At 43.2% G+C, this 19001-nt stretch carries 18 protein-coding genes; 9 read left to right on the plus strand and 9 right to left on the minus strand.

The features are described from left to right. Positions 1–600: 600 nt before the first annotated feature. The 5 genes from ACIGBM_RS05740 (at position 601) to ACIGBM_RS05760 (ending at position 7186) form a co-directional block, all read left to right on the plus strand. A complete protein-coding gene (locus tag ACIGBM_RS05740) occupies positions 601–2517 on the plus strand; it encodes an AmpG family muropeptide MFS transporter (protein ID WP_397477055.1) in 1917 nt (638 codons plus the stop codon). Positions 2518–2567: 50 nt separating this feature from the next. Next, positions 2568–3440: a peptide chain release factor N(5)-glutamine methyltransferase gene (gene prmC, locus ACIGBM_RS05745; protein WP_397477056.1), complete on the plus strand. Its 873-nt coding sequence runs from the start codon at positions 2568–2570 to the stop codon at positions 3438–3440. A gap of 47 nt (positions 3441–3487) precedes the next feature. Continuing rightward, positions 3488–4291, plus strand: a complete 804-nt coding sequence (locus tag ACIGBM_RS05750; RefSeq protein WP_397477118.1) for a HesA/MoeB/ThiF family protein — start codon at positions 3488–3490, stop codon at positions 4289–4291. Positions 4292–4461: 170 nt separating this feature from the next. Further along, complete coding sequence (locus ACIGBM_RS05755) at positions 4462–5805, plus strand: ABC1 kinase family protein (RefSeq protein WP_397477057.1); 1344 nt, start codon at positions 4462–4464, stop codon at positions 5803–5805. A 124-nt stretch (positions 5806–5929) separates the two neighbouring features. Beyond that, positions 5930–7186 carry a YbfB/YjiJ family MFS transporter gene (locus ACIGBM_RS05760; RefSeq protein WP_397477058.1) on the plus strand — a complete coding sequence of 419 codons (1257 nt, stop codon included), beginning with the start codon at positions 5930–5932 and terminating at the stop codon, positions 7184–7186. A gap of 5 nt (positions 7187–7191) precedes the next feature. Here the strand turns inward: ACIGBM_RS05760 and ACIGBM_RS05765 are convergent, their stop codons facing one another. Further along, a complete protein-coding gene (locus ACIGBM_RS05765) occupies positions 7192–7680 on the minus strand; it encodes an Lrp/AsnC family transcriptional regulator (RefSeq protein ID WP_397477059.1) in 489 nt (162 codons plus the stop codon). A gap of 221 nt (positions 7681–7901) precedes the next feature. On the opposite strand from ACIGBM_RS05765, the gene leuA reads away from it, so the two are divergent. Together leuA and ACIGBM_RS05775 are read left to right on the plus strand one after the other, a co-directional pair. Beyond that, the gene (gene leuA, locus ACIGBM_RS05770; RefSeq protein ID WP_397477060.1) at positions 7902–9686 is read left to right on the plus strand and encodes a 2-isopropylmalate synthase; all 1785 of its coding nucleotides are present in this window, start codon (positions 7902–7904) and stop codon (positions 9684–9686) included. Between the two features lie 217 nt (positions 9687–9903). Beyond that, positions 9904–10539: a hypothetical protein gene (locus ACIGBM_RS05775; protein ID WP_397477061.1), complete on the plus strand. Its 636-nt coding sequence runs from the start codon at positions 9904–9906 to the stop codon at positions 10537–10539. Between the two features lie 129 nt (positions 10540–10668). On the opposite strand, the gene accC is transcribed toward ACIGBM_RS05775, so the two are convergent. From accC to ACIGBM_RS05795, 4 genes are all read right to left on the minus strand, one after another. Next, positions 10669–12030 carry an acetyl-CoA carboxylase biotin carboxylase subunit gene (accC, locus tag ACIGBM_RS05780; RefSeq protein ID WP_057759692.1) on the minus strand — a complete coding sequence of 454 codons (1362 nt, stop codon included), beginning with the start codon at positions 12028–12030 and terminating at the stop codon, positions 10669–10671. Positions 12031–12155: 125 nt separating this feature from the next. Continuing rightward, the gene (gene accB / locus ACIGBM_RS05785) at positions 12156–12587 is read right to left on the minus strand and encodes an acetyl-CoA carboxylase biotin carboxyl carrier protein (protein WP_102092842.1); all 432 of its coding nucleotides are present in this window, start codon (positions 12585–12587) and stop codon (positions 12156–12158) included. A gap of 240 nt (positions 12588–12827) precedes the next feature. After that, complete coding sequence (locus ACIGBM_RS05790; RefSeq protein WP_397477062.1) at positions 12828–14195, minus strand: MATE family efflux transporter; 1368 nt, start codon at positions 14193–14195, stop codon at positions 12828–12830. A gap of 383 nt (positions 14196–14578) precedes the next feature. Continuing rightward, complete coding sequence (locus ACIGBM_RS05795; RefSeq protein WP_397477063.1) at positions 14579–15067, minus strand: EVE domain-containing protein; 489 nt, start codon at positions 15065–15067, stop codon at positions 14579–14581. Between the two features lie 317 nt (positions 15068–15384). Between ACIGBM_RS05795 and hemW the strand changes: the two genes are divergently transcribed. Then, entirely contained in the window at positions 15385–16686 is a 1302-nt protein-coding gene (gene hemW, locus ACIGBM_RS05800; RefSeq protein WP_397477119.1) for a radical SAM family heme chaperone HemW, read from the plus strand. Between the two features lie 101 nt (positions 16687–16787). Here the strand turns inward: hemW and ACIGBM_RS05805 are convergent, their stop codons facing one another. Continuing rightward, on the minus strand, positions 16788–16928 hold the full coding sequence (locus tag ACIGBM_RS05805; protein WP_057759705.1) for an entericidin A/B family lipoprotein: 141 nt from the start codon (positions 16926–16928) through the stop codon (positions 16788–16790). Positions 16929–17185: 257 nt separating this feature from the next. On the opposite strand from ACIGBM_RS05805, the gene ACIGBM_RS05810 reads away from it, so the two are divergent. Next, positions 17186–17746 carry a tRNA (cytidine(34)-2'-O)-methyltransferase gene (locus tag ACIGBM_RS05810; RefSeq protein WP_102092185.1) on the plus strand — a complete coding sequence of 187 codons (561 nt, stop codon included), beginning with the start codon at positions 17186–17188 and terminating at the stop codon, positions 17744–17746. Between the two features lie 135 nt (positions 17747–17881). Here ACIGBM_RS05810 and ACIGBM_RS05815 read toward each other — a convergent pair whose 3' ends face one another. From ACIGBM_RS05815 to ACIGBM_RS05825, 3 genes are read right to left on the minus strand one after another with little or no spacing between them, the layout of a single operon-like run. Further along, complete coding sequence (locus ACIGBM_RS05815) at positions 17882–18226, minus strand: TusE/DsrC/DsvC family sulfur relay protein (protein ID WP_224737920.1); 345 nt, start codon at positions 18224–18226, stop codon at positions 17882–17884. An 8-nt stretch (positions 18227–18234) separates the two neighbouring features. Further along, the gene (locus tag ACIGBM_RS05820) at positions 18235–18564 is read right to left on the minus strand and encodes a hypothetical protein (protein ID WP_397477064.1); all 330 of its coding nucleotides are present in this window, start codon (positions 18562–18564) and stop codon (positions 18235–18237) included. Between the two features lie 54 nt (positions 18565–18618). Further along, the gene (locus tag ACIGBM_RS05825; protein ID WP_101204423.1) at positions 18619–18942 is read right to left on the minus strand and encodes a hypothetical protein; all 324 of its coding nucleotides are present in this window, start codon (positions 18940–18942) and stop codon (positions 18619–18621) included. Positions 18943–19001 lie beyond the last annotated feature (59 nt).

The raw sequence follows: 19001 nt of genomic DNA on the forward strand, positions 1-19001 counted from the left end.
CATGGTATAACTCCTAGGCTATGATAATAGAAAGAACAAACCGTGAATCTCGGTAGTCGTTGTTTATGTACAAAGCATAACTAAGCTGAGTAGATTTATAAAACTAATATATAAGAATTATAAGTTTTAAATTACTAATCATAAAAAGCTTGATGTTTTGTTTATCTCAATCTTCATTAACGCCCGTGCTTATCATCGCCAGTTAAGAGTAAACCAATAGAGTGCACCTAACCAATCAAGCCTGCGTCAGTTTTACTACTACCTTTATATTACCTATAAATAATGTCATTGTCAGACATCTTTCAAAATAGAAATTAGCAATAAAAAAGAGAGCTAAGATAACCTTGGTAAAACATTGCAGTTTTTTGCGTTACTATTAAGAAATATAAGCGATTGCTCATGGCCTACAATCGCTAAGTTAATGCAAAAACATCTAGTCAAGATAAAGGTTCTCAAGTACCATAACTGGATTTTGTTGTAATGATAATATTGGTGCAACGTAGAGCAATTTTTATCGATCCTTTTGTCGATAACTGATTCTAAAGATTGATAAAAATTGTGCGCGGTTGTGTTCTTTGTCTGAATTGTTGGTGAGTTATTATGTCTGCTGTCAAATCTGTACCGCCCAATCAACCAATTGCCAAAAAGTCATGGGGCGAGGCTACAAAAGCTTATCTCGACCCTCGTGTCATTATTATGCTGTTTTTGGGGTTTTCAGCGGGTATACCTATTCTGCTGATTTTCTCAAGTCTGTCGCTATGGCTGAGAGAAGCAGGTATTGATCGTAGTGTCGTCACTATGTTCAGCTGGGCGGCACTGGGGTATTCGTTCAAATTTATTTGGGCGCCATTGATTGATGCGCTCCCTGTGCCGTTTTTGACCAAGTGGCTGGGGCGTCGTCGTAGTTGGATGGTGGTATCACAGCTGCTTATCGTGCTGGCGATCTTTTTGATGGCAAGGGTAAATCCTGTTAGCGAAGATGTCTTGGTTTATATGGCAGGCGCGGCCGTGTTGCTTGGGTTCTCTTCTGCGACGCAAGATATCGTAATTGATGCGTACCGTATTGAGCTTGCACCGCCGTCTATGCAGTCTATCTTGTCCTCTATCTATGTGTCAGGCTACCGTATCGGCATGATTGTCGCAGGGGCAGGCGCGTTATATTTGGCTGATTATTTCGGCTCAAATGAGACATTTTATAGTTATGAAGCGTGGCGCAATACCTATTACATCATGGCAGGGGTTATGACATTAGGGGTATTAACGACGTTTGCCAGTTATGAGCCAACCGCTGAGACCCTGCAAAGTAAAAAGCAAAAGGGTAACTTAAAAGTATTCCTGATTTATTCAGCGTTACTGCTTATCCCAGGCCTGCTGTTTGGTGTTATTTACCTAGTTAATATTTTGATCAATACAGTATTTGATAGCACAATGGTCTTGATACCACTAATGGTAATGCCAGCGATTAAGTTTTACTTTTTAGCATTGGTCGCGTGCGCGCCATTATTATTGCTGTACTTTATTATCAATCAACCAAAAATCATTAACAAAGCTCCGTTGGTTGCTGAAACTCGTGAAGATTACGTCAGACTGGTAGCGTTGTTTGTATTTTCAGTGATTGCTTTTATCGCTGCTTACATATTGATGGGACAAGTCTTACCGGAGTTCGAAGGCGCTTTTTCTAGCTTCTTTGTAGAAACTTTGCACTTATTAGTAAGCCTAGGCGCGGCGATGGCAGCAGGTTATGCCCTGGTACAAGTAGGACTGGTGAAAAAAGAAGTGGCCATGGCAACATGGATCGAGCCTGTTTTAGATTTTTTCCGACGTTATGGCAAAAAAGCCCTGCTACTATTAGCATTGATTGGTCTATACCGTATCTCAGATATCGTCGCAGGCGTGATCTCCAACGTCTTTTATCAAGACATGGGCTTTAGCAAAACTGATATCGCCAATGCCGTAAAGCTGGTCGGTGTGATTATGGCAATTGCAGGTGGCTTCTTGGGCGGGATTTTGGCTCAGCGTTTCCGTATCATGCATGCCATGATGATTGGTGCGATTTTAGCGTGTGCGACCAACCTGTTGTTTGTGGTATTGACATACAACCCAGGTAGCCTGCCGATCATGTATATGGCAGTGATATTTGATAACTTGGCTGCGGGCCTTGCGAGTGCTGTATTTATCGCTTTCTTATCAGCACTGACATCGATTCGCTTTACCGCAGTACAGTATGCGATTTTTTCCTCATTGATGACCCTGATACCAAAAGTGATGGGTGGGTACTCAGGTGCTATCGTCGATAATATGGGTTATCCATTTTTCTTTATCTTTACCTTCGCTATTGGTATTCCAATTCTGGCACTGATCTACTTTGTCGATAGACATATTGTCATTGGTGATAACGATGATATTTATGGCGATGACAATAATGATGGCAGCGGTGGCAATAGGGTAGGTGACAAACTGAGTAAAACCAATCCTAACCTGACCGATACCAAAGAGCCACCACGCGCATCAGAATAGGCTAAGCAGTATTTTACCTTTATCCATTCATTGTTTTTTAAGAGCTATCTATGACCGTATCAACCATTCGTCAAATTAAGCAGCAGATTCAACAACTGACGAATGGTGAGTCAGATAATCAGCTGCCGTCGTTTTGGTTCACGGACTGGTTATTGCATGTCATTGATAAGCCTGCGATAGCGTTAATGACGGATGAAGATTATCAGTTAGCTGATAGTGAGGTCGCACGTTTCAATGACGGTGTGGTAAAAATGCAGCAAGGCATACCGCTTGCGTACCTGACTGGACAGCAGGAGTTTTGGTCGCTTAGCTTTAGGGTAAACGAGCATACCTTGATTCCTAGACCCGATACCGAAGTATTGGTTGAGCAAGTATTGAATTGGATAAACACTCAGCCAGCGCAACTCAATAATAAGCGATTGTTAGACTTGGGCACAGGGTCAGGTTGTATCGCTATCAGTCTTGCCCATGAATTAAAACACGCTAACTGGCAAGTCGTGGCGGTTGATTTATCGTCAGAGGTGCTTGAAGTTGCTCAGTACAATGCCATGAGCAATAATGTTGCCAATGTTGAGTTTGTCCAAAGCAGTTGGTATCAAGCGCTACCTACTAATGATGAGCATCAGTTTGATATTATTGTGTCAAACCCTCCTTATATTGACGAGACAGACGAGCATTTGGCGGGTCTAACAGCTGAACCTATTAGTGCGCTCAGTGCACCCAATCATGGTCTGGCTGATATTGAGCATATCGTCCAGCAAGCAACGACATATCTCTGTACAGGTGGGTTATTGGCTATCGAGCATGGCCATGATCAAGGTGATGCGGTTCGGCAGCTGTTTCTAGACAATGGGTTTGAGTCAGTACATACCGTAAAAGATTATGGTGGTAATGATCGCGTTACGCTAGGGCAAGTTCAATAGATAGTTTCTTGATAGTAGATTTCTTTGGTTATAGGTTGTAGATGAATATGGTAAAAGAGATGGTACAGCTATCAGATGACGAGCTGCTCCGTTATGCTCGGCAAGTTTTATTAGACGGTTGGGATATGGATGCTCAGCTGCGACTAAAGACAGCTCGTGTGGTCATAATAGGGGCAGGCGGCCTTGGTTGTCCTGCGTCTGAGACATTGGTGCGTGCTGGGGTGGGTTATGTCCATCTGATTGATGATGACGAGATTGAGGCGAGCAACTTACAACGGCAGACGCTGTTTTTACCTGACGATATCAGTAAGCCCAAAGCACTGACCGCAGTAGCCATATTAGCGCGCATCAATCCCTTGATAAAGACTTACGGCACAGTCGCACGGTTAGATGAAGACAACGCTTATGAATTGCTCGATATGGCAGCAGGCAAGCCTGACTTACTCTTAGACTGTACGGATAATTTTGCCACGCGCGACATCATCAATCGTATCAGCGTGCGATACCAGATTCCCCTGTTATCTGCCTCAGCGATTGCTATGCAAGGACAGCTAGCACTGTTCGAACCTCAACTCGATACTGGTTGTTACCATTGCGTATTTGGCTCCGTAGTGCTTGACGAAGCCGCTGACGAACGTACGTGTGCCAATTCAGGAGTGCTGGCCAGTACCACTGCCGTCATGGGGAATCTGCAAGCCAATGCTGCACTGCAATATTTAGGATTAACCAAAAATCCACTGACAAACAAGCTGCTCATATGGGATGGTAGTCAGATGCAGCAGCGGCTAATGGGTTATCGGAAAGACCCACAGTGTCCTGTCTGTAGTAGTCCTATAATCAACTCTCTATAAATTGGATACGGTGTCAGGCTTGCTTAGTCTACGAGTTGTAGTACTTTCACTCGCCTTCCTTATATCCAAATTATATTGAACCGACTATAACTGAGTAATCTGATTTTAACGCATTTTTATATTGTATTGCCTATCTTCAAACCTCCTTCTTATTACCATAGTTGTTTTTTATGAAAATTCATCGTCCGCATTTATTAAAGCATACTTTTAATGTCATGAACCGTGTTCGCCAAACAGCGAGTGTGGCAGGTCTGTCTGCGCTGAGAGTGGCAAAAGGTGAGAAGCCTGACGCGATGCTACTCAAAGAAACCTTTGAGCAGTTAGGTACGACTTATATCAAAATCGGTCAATTTATCGCCAGTACACCGTCGCTGTTTCCACGTGACTATGTCAAGGCTTTCCAGAGCTGCTTGGATCAAACCACGCCATTGTCTTACGCTTATATCGAGCAAGTGCTAAGAGAGGAGCTAGCGACTGATGGCAGGACGCTTGATGATACGTTTGCGCATATTGACTCAGAGCCATTAGCCTCAGCTTCTATCGCTCAAGTGCATGCAGCACGGTTGCACAATGGTGACGAAGTGGTGCTAAAGGTGCAAAAGCCTGGTGTCGAAACCATCATGCAGACTGACTTGGGTGTATTACATGGCGTAACTAAGCTACTTGAAATACTAATGCCATCGATGAAGTTTGCGAGTATTGCGCCGATTATCGATGAGATTCGTCTGCGTATGCTTGCCGAGACTGATTTTATCGCTGAAGCACAGAATATTCGCGATTTTCAGCAGTTCTTAGCCGTATCAGGCAATACTCGCGTGGTGGCACCAACTGTCTATGAAGAGCTGACCACCAAGCGTGTGCTAACGATGAGCCGTCTATATGGCGTCTCTATGGTCGATGAGTCGCTCATGCGCCAATACTGTGCCGATCCTGCACAAGTCATGGCAGACACTTTGAACACATGGTTTGCCAGCCTCATGCTGTGTAACAGCTTCCATGCTGATCTGCATGCGGGCAATTTAATGCTATTGACTGATGGTCGTATTGGATTTTTGGATTTTGGTATTGTGGGTAAACTCAAAGCTGAGAGCTGGCGTGCGTGCATGGGCATGATGCAAGCCATGCAAGACAGCGACTATCAAGCCATGGCACGCCATATGATTGATATGGAAATGACGCATGGTGGTAATAAAGTCGATGTGGCTGCACTGGGGAATGATTTGCAGCGTATGATGACAACCATCATGGCAGAAGATAAGACCTTTACGAGCGGTGTACCTTTCAATAGTAAAGAGCAAGCCGATGAGCTTAATAAAATGATGCTTGAGATTGTCGAAGTTGGTAAACGTCATGGTATCCATTTCCCACGCGACTTTGCTTTACTAACCAAACAGATGTTGTATTTTGATCGATTTATGCGTACGCTAGCTCCAGATATGGATATGTTTAGCGATCAGCGTGTACAGATGCTAGGACAAGATACGGTAGAGACACCAACGTTAGACGTATCATAGTTTTTGCTGATATTTCATCTCGACCTAACATATCTAATAACTGTTCATTCTTGCTTTTTTACTACTGCTTTTGACTGTCTAACACAAAGGATTGTGTGCTAATTGCCACAAAAATGGCGCTGTCATGATGACTGCTTTTAAAAGCCGTATGGTTCCGACGATTACCAACGAAGCTGCCATTGCCTGTATCGGTATGTACTGCATGGCAGTCGTTATGGGTTATGGCCGCTTTCTGTTTACCGCCACCTTACCTGATATTATGGTGCAATTGTCGCTATCAACGACGATTGCAGGCTGGCTGGCATCAATCAATTATATCGGCTACTTTATCGGTGCGCTTATTGCTATGTTTGTGCCTCAGCGCTCAACGTGGCAGGCGATGACACTTTGGGCGGTTATCAGTGTTGCCACAACGATGCTACTCGTCATACCAAATATGTCGCTCACGCTATGGTATATCATTCGTTTAATTGCAGGTATTGCAAGTGGTGTGGCGATGATTCTAAGCTCATCTTTTGTGATTCAAACCCTCAGCCCTGAGCGCCGTTCTGTATTATCAGCAGTCCATTATGCAGGTATTGGTGTCGGCATTAGCGCTTCTGCCATAGTGACATGGTGTCTATTAAAATTAGGCTATCACTTCGATGTAATTTGGCTAGTCGCAGGTGTCACCAGTTTGCCACTTGTATGGCTACTTTATGCGATAAAGCCAAAACAAGTACAGGCTGTTGATTCACAGCAGATTGATGCCAAACAACACGTATCAGTGCATAAGGCTTATTTGAACTTTAAACGCTCCTTATATGAGGCAATTTCTGGACATCATAAAGCGCTTGCTTTACTTTTCGTCAGCTACGTACTGGCAGGGTTTGGTTATATTAGCTCAGCGACTTTTTTGCCCGTTATGGCAGCACAGCGGCTAACGACACAGACGTATGCTGGATTAATGATTTGGTTGGTCGTTGGTATTTTTGCAATGTTGTCAAACCCCCTATGGGGCGCGCTTGCCAAACGTATCGGTGAGATAAAAACCTTAATGGGGCTGACGGTATTGCAAGCATTTGGCATGTGCTTGCCGATATGGTTTGATGGGGCGCTTGGATTGTATGGCAATGCTGCAATTTTAGGATTGACCTTTGTCGGTATGGTATCGATGACACTGAGTTTATTTAAAAACATCAATCCTGCCTATTCTAATTTACTGATTGCACTAGCGACGTTAGCTTATGCATTGGGGCAGTTTTTAGGACCCTTGGTGACAGTGGCACTGGCAGGGAAAGATGGCAATTTCAACGCAGGATTACTTGTCGCTGCTGTCGGGTTGATGATCGGATTTGTACTATTAGTATGGTTCCGTCGACAGTCACCAAAGACCGCTTAGATTGTCTAAACCACGCTACGGCTAAATACTTCTCGTAATTCAAAACTGGTATGAACTTGAGCCACGCCTTCGATACGATTAAGGCGATGCAATAAAAACTCTTCGTAATGTGTCATATCACGTACTCTGACCTTAATCAGATAGTCTTCGGTGCGACCTGTGACAATACTACAGCTGATGACTTCCTCAAAGCTTTGAACTTTGCGTTCAAATTGCTCAAAACGTTCTGCTGTATGACGATCCATACTAATAGCGATAAACACGGCTAGCGGATAGCCAAGTTTTTGTGCATCGGTTTTGGTGTGGTAGCCACTGATAATGTTCGCATCCTCTAAGCGTTTGATACGACGTGCGCAAGGGGTAGCAGACAGGTTGACGCGCTCAGCGAGTTCAGTAATGCTCATGCGCGCCTGCGTTTGCAATAAGCGTAGCAACTTTCTATCTATCTCGTCTATATCTGCAGTCCCTGTACTATCAATATGATTATCTGGCATTTCTTAAGCCTTAATAGTGAATTTATTCGATTATAATGTCTAAATTATGTTTTTCCACTAAAATAACAGAAAATAAAGTAAAAGAAAGCAGGTTTCTCTCTGTTAAACTTTGATATTATTATGGTATAAACACTAGTTATCTCATATGATAAATACTGATCTAATCAACAGCTAATCGCCTAGCTAAATATATAAATAACCATATCATCTAAGGATTGATTATGTCTGACCAAGCCACGCACACTGCAGTCACAGGGACTGCAAAGATCATACCAAAAAGTGCCGCTTTTGACTTCCGTAAATACCGTCCATTTGCATTTGCGCCATCGCTGCCAGATCGTACTTGGCCAAGCAAAACGATTGAGAAGTCACCGATATGGGCAAGTGTGGATCTGCGTGATGGTAACCAAGCACTGATTGATCCGATGACCATTGAACAAAAAATGCGCTTCTTTAAGACCTTAGTAGATGTTGGTTTTAAAGAGATTGAGATTGGTTTTCCGTCAGCGGCGCAGGTAGAGTTTGACTTTGCGCGTAAGCTTATTGAAGAAAACCACGTACCTGAAGATGTAACGCTACAAGTATTGGTACAAGCGCGCGAGCATTTGATTGCCCGTACTTTTGAATCATTAAAAGGTGCTAAACGTGCGGTTGTCCATGTCTATAACTCAACCAGCCGTGTACAACGCGAAAAAGTCTATGGCAAAGATAAAGCTGAAATCAAAGAGATTGCGATTGCAGGTGCCAAGCTATTGCAAGAGTATGCAGCAAAATGCCCTGAGACAGATTGGGTATTTCAGTACTCGCCAGAGAGCTTTAGCCAGACAGAAACTGAATATGCCGTAGAGGTTTGCGATGCAGTGTGTGACGTGTGGCAACCACAGCAGGGTCAGGAAGTTATTTTTAACTTGCCAGCGACGGTTGAGGCTTCTATGCCCAATGTCTTTGCTGATCAAGTAGAGTACTTCTGCCGCAATTTAGCGCAGCGTGAGCACGTGATTGTGAGCTTGCATACCCATAATGACCGTGGCTGTGCGGTAGCAGCGGCTGAGTTAGGTGTGCTGGCGGGTGCAGATCGTATCGAAGGCACATTGCTTGGTAACGGTGAGCGTACAGGTAACATGGATATCATGGTCATGGCCATGAACTTATTTAGCCAAGGTATCGATCCTGAGCTTGATTTTAGCAACATGAGCGAAATCGTACAGGTTGTGAGCGAATGCAATAACTTACCATTGCACCCTCGTCATCCTTATGTAGGCGAGTTGGTCTTCACGGCATTTAGTGGCTCACATCAAGATGCTATCAAAAAATCTCTCGATTACAATGAAAGCAATCAGAGCGAAACAGACAATGTCTGGGACGTGGCTTATCTACCTATCGATCCTGCGCATATTGGCCGTAGCTACCAAGATGTAGTACGTATCAATAGCCAGTCAGGCAAAGGCGGCGTCGCATATATTTTGCAGCGTAACTACGGTTTTAACCTACCACGTTGGATGCAGATTGACTTTAGCCGTGTGGTACAAAAGCAAGCTGAAGCAGCAGCACGAGAATTGCAGAATGATGAAATCTTGCAGACCTTTGAAGATACTTACTTGCAGCAAGGCAAGTTTGAGCTGCTAGACTATAGCGTCAACAATAAAGGCGGCGCGGTTTACTTTAGTGGTCAGGTGCAGATGAATAGCGATACCATTGATATTGATGGCACGGGTAACGGCCCATTATCATCGTTTATTGACGGACTTGCACAGCATACGGGCAAATCACTACATATTATTAACTATGCAGAGCATGCGATTAACCCGCATCATAACAGCGGTAATGGTATCGATGATGATACCAATAGTGATAACAAAACCAATGCCAATGCTGCCGCTTATATACAGCTTAATGTAGATGGCGAGGTATACTCAGGCATCGGTACTTGTAGCAGTACAGTATCAGCCATGCTAAAAGGGGCGTTATCAGCTTTTGCCCAAGCGCTAAATACAGAAGCTGCTTAATATTAAGTAGTCATTAATATCACGCAGAATTCTGTATGCTAATAACGCCATCGCTTCTTGTCTCTAGCAAGTAAAGCGATGGCGTTATTTTTTTCTATAAATACCTATGAAGTTCCGACTATAGGTTTATGAGCAATAGCATAATGTTACTTGTGTTTTTGGTGTCTAAGACTTACGCTAATGTATATATTAAAATATTATAAATAAAAGGTTAATTATGGAACCTATCTCATTTGCTTCATTCACGCTAGCATCTATTTTGGCTTCATTGCCTGCGAACGGTGAGGCTATTACCAAGCCGACCATCACCACTCACATTAGTCCAGCCATTGCCGGACAGTGGGAAATAGACTTGGACAGCAGCGCTCATTCTACTCACGCCACGATGACTAGGGAAGCGGAAGCTAATCAGTCTGCATCAAATAGTGTGCAACAGCCTAGCAGTGTAGAGCCTAAAGTGATGACGGGCATGGACGGCGGCGTACTAACTCAAAGTGAAGAGCGGGTTCTAAACATCAAACCAACTACTAGTAAGAACTTACTTGCGTCAGTTGGTAAGTCTAATCAGTGCCGCGAGCTATATAACTTTAGTGCGGATAATGAAATGTGGTCTGTCAGTGGCAAAGAGTGGACATACGGCCGCTATCTAGTCACCCACCGTGAAGAAGGACTGCCAGTTATTGCGATCAAGACCGTTTATGATAATAATGAAGTAGACTGCTCAGGCAATCAGATCGATCAAACTGATGAAGCGTTGATTGCATTTATCAATCATGATGGCAACCAGATGCAATGGTGCGCTGACCCTGATGGTAACGAGTGCTTTATGAACTTCAATAGAGTGTTGCCGTAATCAGATATGCTCGTTGTACTTTACGTATGATTGACAGCTTATTGATGACATAAAAAAACCGCTATATTAATAGCGGTTTTTTTATGTACTGTTTTAATTAAACTTAGCAAACTCTACAAGTATTTTAGCCTACGAGTCTTTTTTGGCTTTATTCGCAGTCAGCAGCTCTCTTTCGAGATAATGAATATTTTGCGCTTCACGAGTAAAGTTATCATCCGCCAAAATCACATCACGATGCAAAGGTATATTGGTTTTGATACCTTCAATAATCAGCTCATCAAGGGCATGTACTGTCTTAGCAATGGCTTGCTGACGAGTTTGACCATGACAGATCAATTTACCAATCAATGAATCATAATAGGTCGGTATCTCATAGCCAGGGTATAGATGAGAGTCAAAGCGAATGCCAGAACCACTTGGCGTGAACAATTGACTGATAGTGCCTGGGCAAGGTACGAAAGTCGCTGCATCTTCGGCGTTAATACGACATTCGATCGCATGACCTTGGATCTCAATCTCGCTTTGGCGATAAGACAGACCGTAACCAGCTGCGATTTTGAGCTGCTCGACGACAACATCGATACCAGTAATCATCTCAGTCACTGGATGTTCAACCTGTACACGAGTGTTCATTTCAATGAAGAAAAACTCGTTATTTTCAAACAAGAATTCAAACGTACCAGCACCGCGATACTTAACAAGCTCACACGCTTTTACACACGCCTTTAAGATTGGCTCACGTACATCATCTGGGATGTCTGGGGCAGGTGCTTCTTCTAGTACTTTTTGATGGCGACGCTGCAATGAGCAATCACGGTCATATAGATGGATAGCATTACCATTACCATCGCCTAGTACCTGTACTTCTACGTGGCGCGGGTTTTGTAGATAGCGCTCCATATAGACAGTGTCATCACCGAACCAAAGCTCAGCTTCTTGTTTGGCCGCTTGTACTTGACCAATTAGTTCGTCAAAGCGCTCAACCACACGCATACCGCGTCCACCGCCGCCAGAAGCCGCTTTAATCAATAGTGGGAAGCCGATATTGCGTGCTTGCTCTTCAGCATTATGCAGAGTCACAGCGCCAACTGAACCAGGTACAGTTGGTACGCCAGCTTTTTTCATAGCGTTGATGGCAGAAACTTTGTTGCCCATAAGGCGAATATGATCAGCATTAGGACCAACGAAGGTCAATCCTGCTTCTTCTACTTGTTCAGCAAATTCAGCATTCTCAGACAAAAAGCCATAACCAGGATGGATAGCATCTGCACCAGTGATTTCAGCAGCAGTTAAGATGGTATTGATATCAAGGTAGCTTTGGTTAGCATTAGGCTTGCCAATACAAATTGCCTCATCAACAAAGCGCAAGTGCATCAAGTTGGCATCCGCAGTAGAGTAGACACCTACCGTTTCGATACCTAGCGCTTTACAGGCGCGGACGATGCGCAGGGCAATTTCACCTCTGTTGGCAATGAGCAATTTTTTTATCATGGGTTCATCCTTGTCGAAGCGTCAGTCATTGACTGAGTTTCGATACATAGCATCATGTTATTTAGCAGTGACGCGGTATATATACCAAAAGTCAGCCATAATGAAATAAAGTATGGCAAATATCGTTACGCTTTATAGCGTATGACAGGTTGACCGAACTGTACGACTTCAGAGTTATCTACCAAGATTTCGTCAACAATACCACTTTGAGTCGCTTCAAGCGGGTTCATGATTTTCATAGCTTCGATGATACCTAAGGTATCACCTGCCTGAACTTTTTGACCGACTTTCACAAATGGTGGGTCATTAGGACTTGGTGCTGAATAGAAAACACCAACCATTGGTGAAGACTCAACGCTACCCGCTTTTTCTGCAGGTTTGCCTTCGACAGCGGCAGCAGGAGCAGCGCTCGCAGCAGGGGCAGCCATCATAGTTGGCGCAGGGGCGTCATAGTGACGAGTTAAGCTAATATGCTCGTCGTCAGAACTGATTTCTAAATTAACCAGTTCACTTTCTTCCATAAGGGCGATGAGGGTGCGTATTTTTTCAATATCCATAGTTTTTATCTGGCCTTGTACTAAATTCGAGAAATAGTGTAACTAAATATTGTCTAATTAATTGCTAATGATACCTAGATTCAGGGCAATGAGCAATCAATGTACAGTTGTTAACTGAGAATTTTTACATATTTTGACGTAAGCCATCTTTTTAGCAAGAAAATATCTACGATTTTTCATAGTCTGTATGATCAAATGACGCTAACAATGACTATAAAATTCAATCAATAAGCAATTGGCTTAACCCCATAGCATAGTTAAGCGTTTTTGCTGATAGCGTAGACGCAAAGTAAGTAAAATAGATGATAAGAACAAACCTGTAATCAACGCCATCCAAAACCCTTGTGCACCAACGTCAGTGAAACGCACTAGATAGACGCCAAGTGGTAAGGCAACTAACCAATAGCAGAAGAGCGTTACCCACATAGGTATGGTGGTGTCTTGCATGCCGCGTAATATACCAGCGACGTTAACCTGCCAGCCATCAAATAACTGATAGGCAAGCGCAAAGATAAGCAAATGCATAGACTGGGCTCTAACCTCTGGGTTATCTGTGAATGCTGCTGCCAGTTCTGGTCTGAATAGCCATATTCCAAGCATACAGGTCAAAGCGATCAATACGGTCCATACCAGTCCGGTAGCTTGCACTTGGCGCAGTGCTAATAGGTTTTTTTGACCAAACCGATTGGAGACCATGATAGTGAGCGCCATGGCGACAGATATCGGTATCATAAATAGCTGTGAGGTCACTGACAGCGCCACTTGATGCGATGCTGTTGCTAGCTCACCCAATGGACTGATAACGAGTGCGCCTAAGCTAAATAAACTGGCTTCAAAGAAGATAGAGATGCCAATAGGAATACCAAGTTTTAACAGCTTTTTAATCTGTGTACGATTGGGACTAGAGAAGCCGTAGAAGAAACGCGTGCTCACAAATTCACGGCGTTTTGTGAAGCTAGTATAGGCAGCCAATAATAGGACATTTATCCATAATACTAGCGCTGTAGCCACCCCGCAGCCTGCACCGCCCATTTCTGGCATGCCAAATAACCCATGAATAAAAATATAGTTCAAAGGAATATCTGCAAGTAGGCCAATAATACTAATGACAGTGACAGGCTCAGGACGACCCAATGCTTCACAATAACTGCGTAGAACGGCATATACAGCGAGCGCTGGGAAACCAAATGAGACACCATGTAAATACTGTGTCGCTATCGGCTGAATGTTTTCTGGGACACCCATAATGCCAAGGACATTGGGAGCTAAATTAACAATGATAAAACCGATAATGCCAATGACACCTGCGGTCCATAGAGACTGCTGCGTGATATGCGGCACTTGGCCGTGCTGGTCTTGACCAATCGCTTCACCAATCAGAGGTGTGGTTGCAATTAGTACACCTGTGGCCAATAAAAACAATGGTAGCCAAATACCAGACCCAACTGCTACCGCAGCCAAATCAAGCGCCGATACTTGACCTGCCATGATGGCATCGACCACGCCAAGTGCTGCTTGGCAAAACTGAGTGATTAAGATAGGGAGGGCGAGTACGCCTAGACGTAAGCTGTAGCTTTTAAAATCTTTGAAAGACAATGGAAAAACCATAGTAAGCAACTTTTTATTCTTTGCGGTAATTGTTATTAAGGTAGTTATTATTAATAAACAAACACTGCTATCAATCGACTAAGATTGACGCAGCAAGGAGAGCGTAGTGCCGACGATAATACTCCGATAAATAATATGAGCAAGCTTATAATGTTGCATAAGTAGATAGACAGAGTATGAAAATAAAAGTAAAGACACTAAAATAAAAATAACCCGTCGATCCAAGTAGTGGATTGACAGGTCATATACATAGTAAGATGGTAAAGAAGCCGCACTATGATGTCAACGCTTTAGCGCCGCTATGCAGGTATTAATCTTAGGTTTTTTGTACTCTGCTTCATAGCCAATAGCCAATAGCCAATAGCCAATAGCCAATAGCCAATTCAATAAGTTTGCTCCGGTAACAACTCAAGTGTCTCCGCCATATCCATAATCGCTCGCCAATGTTTGGGCTCTAATGGAATCACTGTTAATTGCTGACAGCCTTTCCTTAGTAATAACGAGTCTTCCAAAGCTGGCAAAAACTTTAGCTCTGATAGTGGTAACACCTCTGTAAAAGCTTGCTCAAAAGTGAGATCGACCATATACCAACGAGGTTCCTCTTCAGTCGCAATAGGATCATAATGACGATGCTCAGGGTGAAACTGAGTAGGATCGGGATACCCTGCTGTAGTGACTGTCATGATACCAGCGACTCCAGACGGTTTGGCGCTAGAGTGATAAAAGAATACCTTGTCACCAACTTTCATATCATCACGCATAAAATTACGCGCGCGATAGTTGCGAACGCCGTCCCAACCGTCGGTGCCCAAGCGATGCAAATCTTCAATACCAAAAAATTTAGGGTTGGATTTCATTAACCAATACGCCATATATTTGTCCTTCGATTTTTTATTTTATTCTTTAATTGGTTCTTAAAATTATCAGAGTTAGTTTCTATTGACTCACTCTCAAACCCGTTTTTAATAGTTTCTGTTTTTAGTAGAGGCTGTTTTTAACAGACCCTCTATATACTGCCCATAAGTTGCCATGGTGAATAGGACGTTTCTACGTGTTTTTGTTAATAGTTTTATGATAGATAGGCTTTTCTTTATCTCATCTAATCGCTATCCTAGCGTTACTTTTGATATCGATCATTATTGCTCACTACAAAATAAGTTTATTTATGCCCAAAGTGAATACAGACAGTATGCTAAATGACCTGAATACGTTAAGTCTTACTGAACCAACGACGGATACTATCGCGGTAGACGTGACCGACATTCCATTGTCTCTTTACATTCACATTCCGTGGTGTGTGAAGAAATGTCCTTATTGCGATTTTAATTCGCATGAGCTACCGATAGACAGTGAGCTATCCATGTATGAGGAATACGTCGATGCGTTACTGTTAGATGCCGCAATGCAGCAACCTTTAGCTCAGGACCGAAAAATTGGTTCGATATTTATCGGTGGTGGTACGCCGTCTTTGCTACCCATTTCTCAGTATCAGCGATTGTTCTCTGGGTTACGTACATGTTTTGAATTTGCAGAAGACATCGAAGTCACGATGGAGGCCAATCCTGGCACGCTTGAGCATGCACCATTTGCGCAGTATTTAGAGGTTGGTATCAATCGTCTGTCTATCGGCGTACAGAGTTTCGCTGCTGATAAGCTAAAGGTACTTGGGCGTATCCACGATCCTGTACAAGCGTTATCAGCAATTCGCGCTGCCAAAGCGGCTGGATTTGCACGGGTCAACGTCGACTTGATGCACGGTCTACCGCAGCAAACCATGAATGAAGCGCTAGAAGATATCCAAATGGCGCATAATGCTGGTGCAACGCATATCTCTTGGTATCAACTAACCATTGAGCCAAATACCGTGTTTTACCGTAGCCAACCTATTTTACCTGATGAAGACAATTTGGCAGATATTGAACAAGCAGGTCAGTCGCTATTGCAGCAATTAGGTTATAGCAATTATGAGGTGTCAGCATGGGCAGGTGCGTCAGACAAACCATGCCGTCATAATATCAATTATTGGCAGTTTGGCGACTATCTAGCTATTGGCGCTGGAGCACATGGTAAGGTGACGATTTGTCGTAACGATAGCAATTCATCAGACGTAAAAGATAAAATGAAAGAGGACTTGTTAGTAGCGTCAGGTATCTATCGTTTTAGCAAATCACGTTTGCCAAAAGATTATGTAGTAATGAATCCAGATGCCACGGAGATGTCTGATATACGCCAAATCACACCAAAGATGGTTGGCTGGCAAGCGATTGATCAAGAAGAGTTGGTGAGCGAGTTTATGCTAAACGCACTGCGCTTACATGGCGGCGTCGCTTGGTCACTGTTTGAAGAGAGAACTGGATTAACCCTTGATAGTATTGCTGAACAAGTAAACAGTTTGGTCAAACAAGGATTGTTGGTAGATAGTGATACGCAGTTGCAACCGACGGTATTAGGCCAGCGTTATCTCAATCAGATATTACGCGCGTTTTTATAAAATCGTGCTTGGGCGATTGTTTAATAACAGCGAAGTAAGAACACAAAAAAGGCTTATCAAATGAATGATAAGCCCTTTTAAAAATCTAAAAAAAGCAGACCTTAGATTTTGTTTTGTACTTCTTGTGCGCCGCCAGTTACAGCATCACCAGCGCTTGATACGTCTTGGCCAAAGCCTTTGAACGTGTTGCAACCAGTTAGAACGAACATAGCAGTTAAAGATGCGATGATTACTTTTTTCATAATAGTATCCTCAAAGATAAATGAATGGTTATAAATAACAACAGTGACGCTAAGCATCGTGCTCAAGCTTCACTGAAGGGGTATTGGATGAGACAGTCATACATAAATGCTATCGCGTTATCCATTACAGACATCATAGTGAAAGTTAAAAACGCTGCACAGTATCAAAATGTAATTATTGGCAGTAAACTGTAACTTTCGATTACCTACCGCTCATAAATTTAAATATTAGAGCGTTGAATATTTGTGGAGTAAGAATGACTATCCATATCGTGTTAGTAGCACCAAAAATGCCGAGCAATACTGGCAATATTATTCGACTGTGTGCCAATAGCGGGGCACAGCTGCATTTAGTAAGACCGTTAGGGTTTGAGCTTGATGATAAAAAGCTACGCCGCGCAGGTCTCGATTATCATGAATATGCGCATTTGCAAGTGCATGATGATTGGACGGCTGCAAGGCAAGCACTAAAAGCCGCTGATTGCCATGTCGTTACCGCATTGACAACCAAGCTAAGCAAACCATTCTACGATTATGACTTTGGTAAGCACTCGGACTCTGAAGCATCTGATAAGGCTGCTATGCCCAATATTGCGCTAGTCTTTGGTTCTGAGACGGCAGGTCTGGCAGATGATATACGTGAAGATATCGGTGCGGATAACTGGTTAAGACTACCCATGCTGGCTGACTCGCGTAGTTTGAACTTATCAAATAGCGTAGCCATTTGTTTGTACGAGATATGGCGACAGCAAGGATTTTCAGGCGATGAAGGTCGTAGTATTGGGTATGAGACATTGACAGTCTATGACCCAAAATAGCTATTTTTTTAAACAATAGCTATAGACTTAGAAATATTTGCGTACTCAATGAGCAGTGAAGTATTAGATGCTGCTCATGTACATATGATAATTTTCTAGTGCGCTATCGATTGTATCTTATCGACTATAAAGCACTTATAAACAGTTTGGTGGTTTGGGTAGTCCTGCTAAGCGATTGACATGACGCGCGACTAAACCTGTATTAAACAATTGCTGTAGCTTTTGATTGCTAATATCGAGTTCTGGCAAAGTCTTTTGCAGCCATTTGATTAATGGACGGGTTGCTGGCGCGTGATTAAATTTGTCAAAAAACGCGCGCACTTGTTGCAAAACTTCTAAATGCTCGTCGCTCAGATTGACCTCTAATGTGTCTGCCAATTGCTGCGCGATAACAGGTGTCCAAATCGTATGGTCACACAGATGGCCGTCTTGATCTAATTCGATATCAGCCGCTGATAATGCAGCGTTGTGAGTGGTCATATCATTACTCATAAGGCAATCGTCACCACTTTGTCAAACTCACTGCTCTGAGTCAGTTCGACCCATTCTGCGTCGTTTAAAATAGCAGTCAACTTAGTCTCTAAATTAAGCTTGCCAGTTGTATTTGCCGTGAGCTGTGCGATGTCATCTGCCAATGCGTAAATACCAGCAATATCCTCGATATCGCTATCATTTAAATAAGCATTGAGCCAGTCGATAAAAGCAGGGGTGCTGCCAAGCAGAAGGATACTATCACCTGTGCGCCAAGTGCGAGACATCTCTTCTGTACTGTGTCTGAGGGTAGCCATCGTGCTATGCAATTGATATAAAGTTGCCATAAAGGTATCCGATTACGTGCTTTATTATTTTATAAATCTAAGTTATATAGCGATTTAAAAGGTAAGTATCTGCTCAAAGTCTTGCGAGTTAATGACCTCTGGCACGAGTGTGAGCTGTGATGCCAGATCTGTCGGCAACATACCGGTGACCCAGCCACTAAAGACGTCATCGGGTAGCCAAGCTGCGGGCATATCGTAAAGCTCAAGTGACTGAATCATGCCATGTAGCCGCGAGTCAGATTGCATCAATAGGCCAAAGACCGGCGCATCTAAGAACAATTGCACCTCATGACCAAATGTCGCTAAAGTTAGCGCAAGCGCACAACCTTCGTAGCTTGCTGCTTCAGTGGGCGTGTGCAGCTGAATTAATAATCTCATTATTTATTCCTAAAAATATTTACCGCTACCAGTGATCTCAATAGACAAGTTATCCAACG

This window comes from Psychrobacter sp. NPDC077938, from assembly GCF_044542635.1.
Classification (GTDB): Bacteria; Pseudomonadota; Gammaproteobacteria; order Pseudomonadales; family Moraxellaceae; genus Psychrobacter.

Excerpts from the sequence above, each read along its gene's own strand:
- ACIGBM_RS05740 (WP_397477055.1), top strand. The coding sequence starts at position 601 with ATGTCTGCTGTCAAATCTGTACCGCCCAATCAACCAATTGCCAAAAAG.
- prmC (WP_397477056.1), top strand. The coding sequence starts at position 2,568 with ATGACCGTATCAACCATTCGTCAAATTAAGCAGCAGATTCAACAACTG.
- ACIGBM_RS05750 (WP_397477118.1), top strand. The coding sequence starts at position 3,488 with ATGGTAAAAGAGATGGTACAGCTATCAGATGACGAGCTGCTCCGTTAT.
- ACIGBM_RS05755 (WP_397477057.1), top strand. The coding sequence starts at position 4,462 with ATGAAAATTCATCGTCCGCATTTATTAAAGCATACTTTTAATGTCATG.
- ACIGBM_RS05760 (WP_397477058.1), top strand. The coding sequence starts at position 5,930 with ATGATGACTGCTTTTAAAAGCCGTATGGTTCCGACGATTACCAACGAA.
- ACIGBM_RS05765 (WP_397477059.1), bottom strand. The coding sequence starts at position 7,680 with ATGCCAGATAATCATATTGATAGTACAGGGACTGCAGATATAGACGAG.
- leuA (WP_397477060.1), top strand. The coding sequence starts at position 7,902 with ATGTCTGACCAAGCCACGCACACTGCAGTCACAGGGACTGCAAAGATC.
- ACIGBM_RS05775 (WP_397477061.1), top strand. The coding sequence starts at position 9,904 with ATGGAACCTATCTCATTTGCTTCATTCACGCTAGCATCTATTTTGGCT.
- accC (WP_057759692.1), bottom strand. The coding sequence starts at position 12,030 with ATGATAAAAAAATTGCTCATTGCCAACAGAGGTGAAATTGCCCTGCGC.
- accB (WP_102092842.1), bottom strand. The coding sequence starts at position 12,587 with ATGGATATTGAAAAAATACGCACCCTCATCGCCCTTATGGAAGAAAGT.
- ACIGBM_RS05790 (WP_397477062.1), bottom strand. The coding sequence starts at position 14,195 with ATGGTTTTTCCATTGTCTTTCAAAGATTTTAAAAGCTACAGCTTACGT.
- ACIGBM_RS05795 (WP_397477063.1), bottom strand. The coding sequence starts at position 15,067 with ATGGCGTATTGGTTAATGAAATCCAACCCTAAATTTTTTGGTATTGAA.
- hemW (WP_397477119.1), top strand. The coding sequence starts at position 15,385 with ATGCTAAATGACCTGAATACGTTAAGTCTTACTGAACCAACGACGGAT.
- ACIGBM_RS05805 (WP_057759705.1), bottom strand. The coding sequence starts at position 16,928 with ATGAAAAAAGTAATCATCGCATCTTTAACTGCTATGTTCGTTCTAACT.
- ACIGBM_RS05810 (WP_102092185.1), top strand. The coding sequence starts at position 17,186 with ATGACTATCCATATCGTGTTAGTAGCACCAAAAATGCCGAGCAATACT.
- ACIGBM_RS05815 (WP_224737920.1), bottom strand. The coding sequence starts at position 18,226 with ATGACCACTCACAACGCTGCATTATCAGCGGCTGATATCGAATTAGAT.
- ACIGBM_RS05820 (WP_397477064.1), bottom strand. The coding sequence starts at position 18,564 with ATGGCAACTTTATATCAATTGCATAGCACGATGGCTACCCTCAGACAC.
- ACIGBM_RS05825 (WP_101204423.1), bottom strand. The coding sequence starts at position 18,942 with ATGAGATTATTAATTCAGCTGCACACGCCCACTGAAGCAGCAAGCTAC.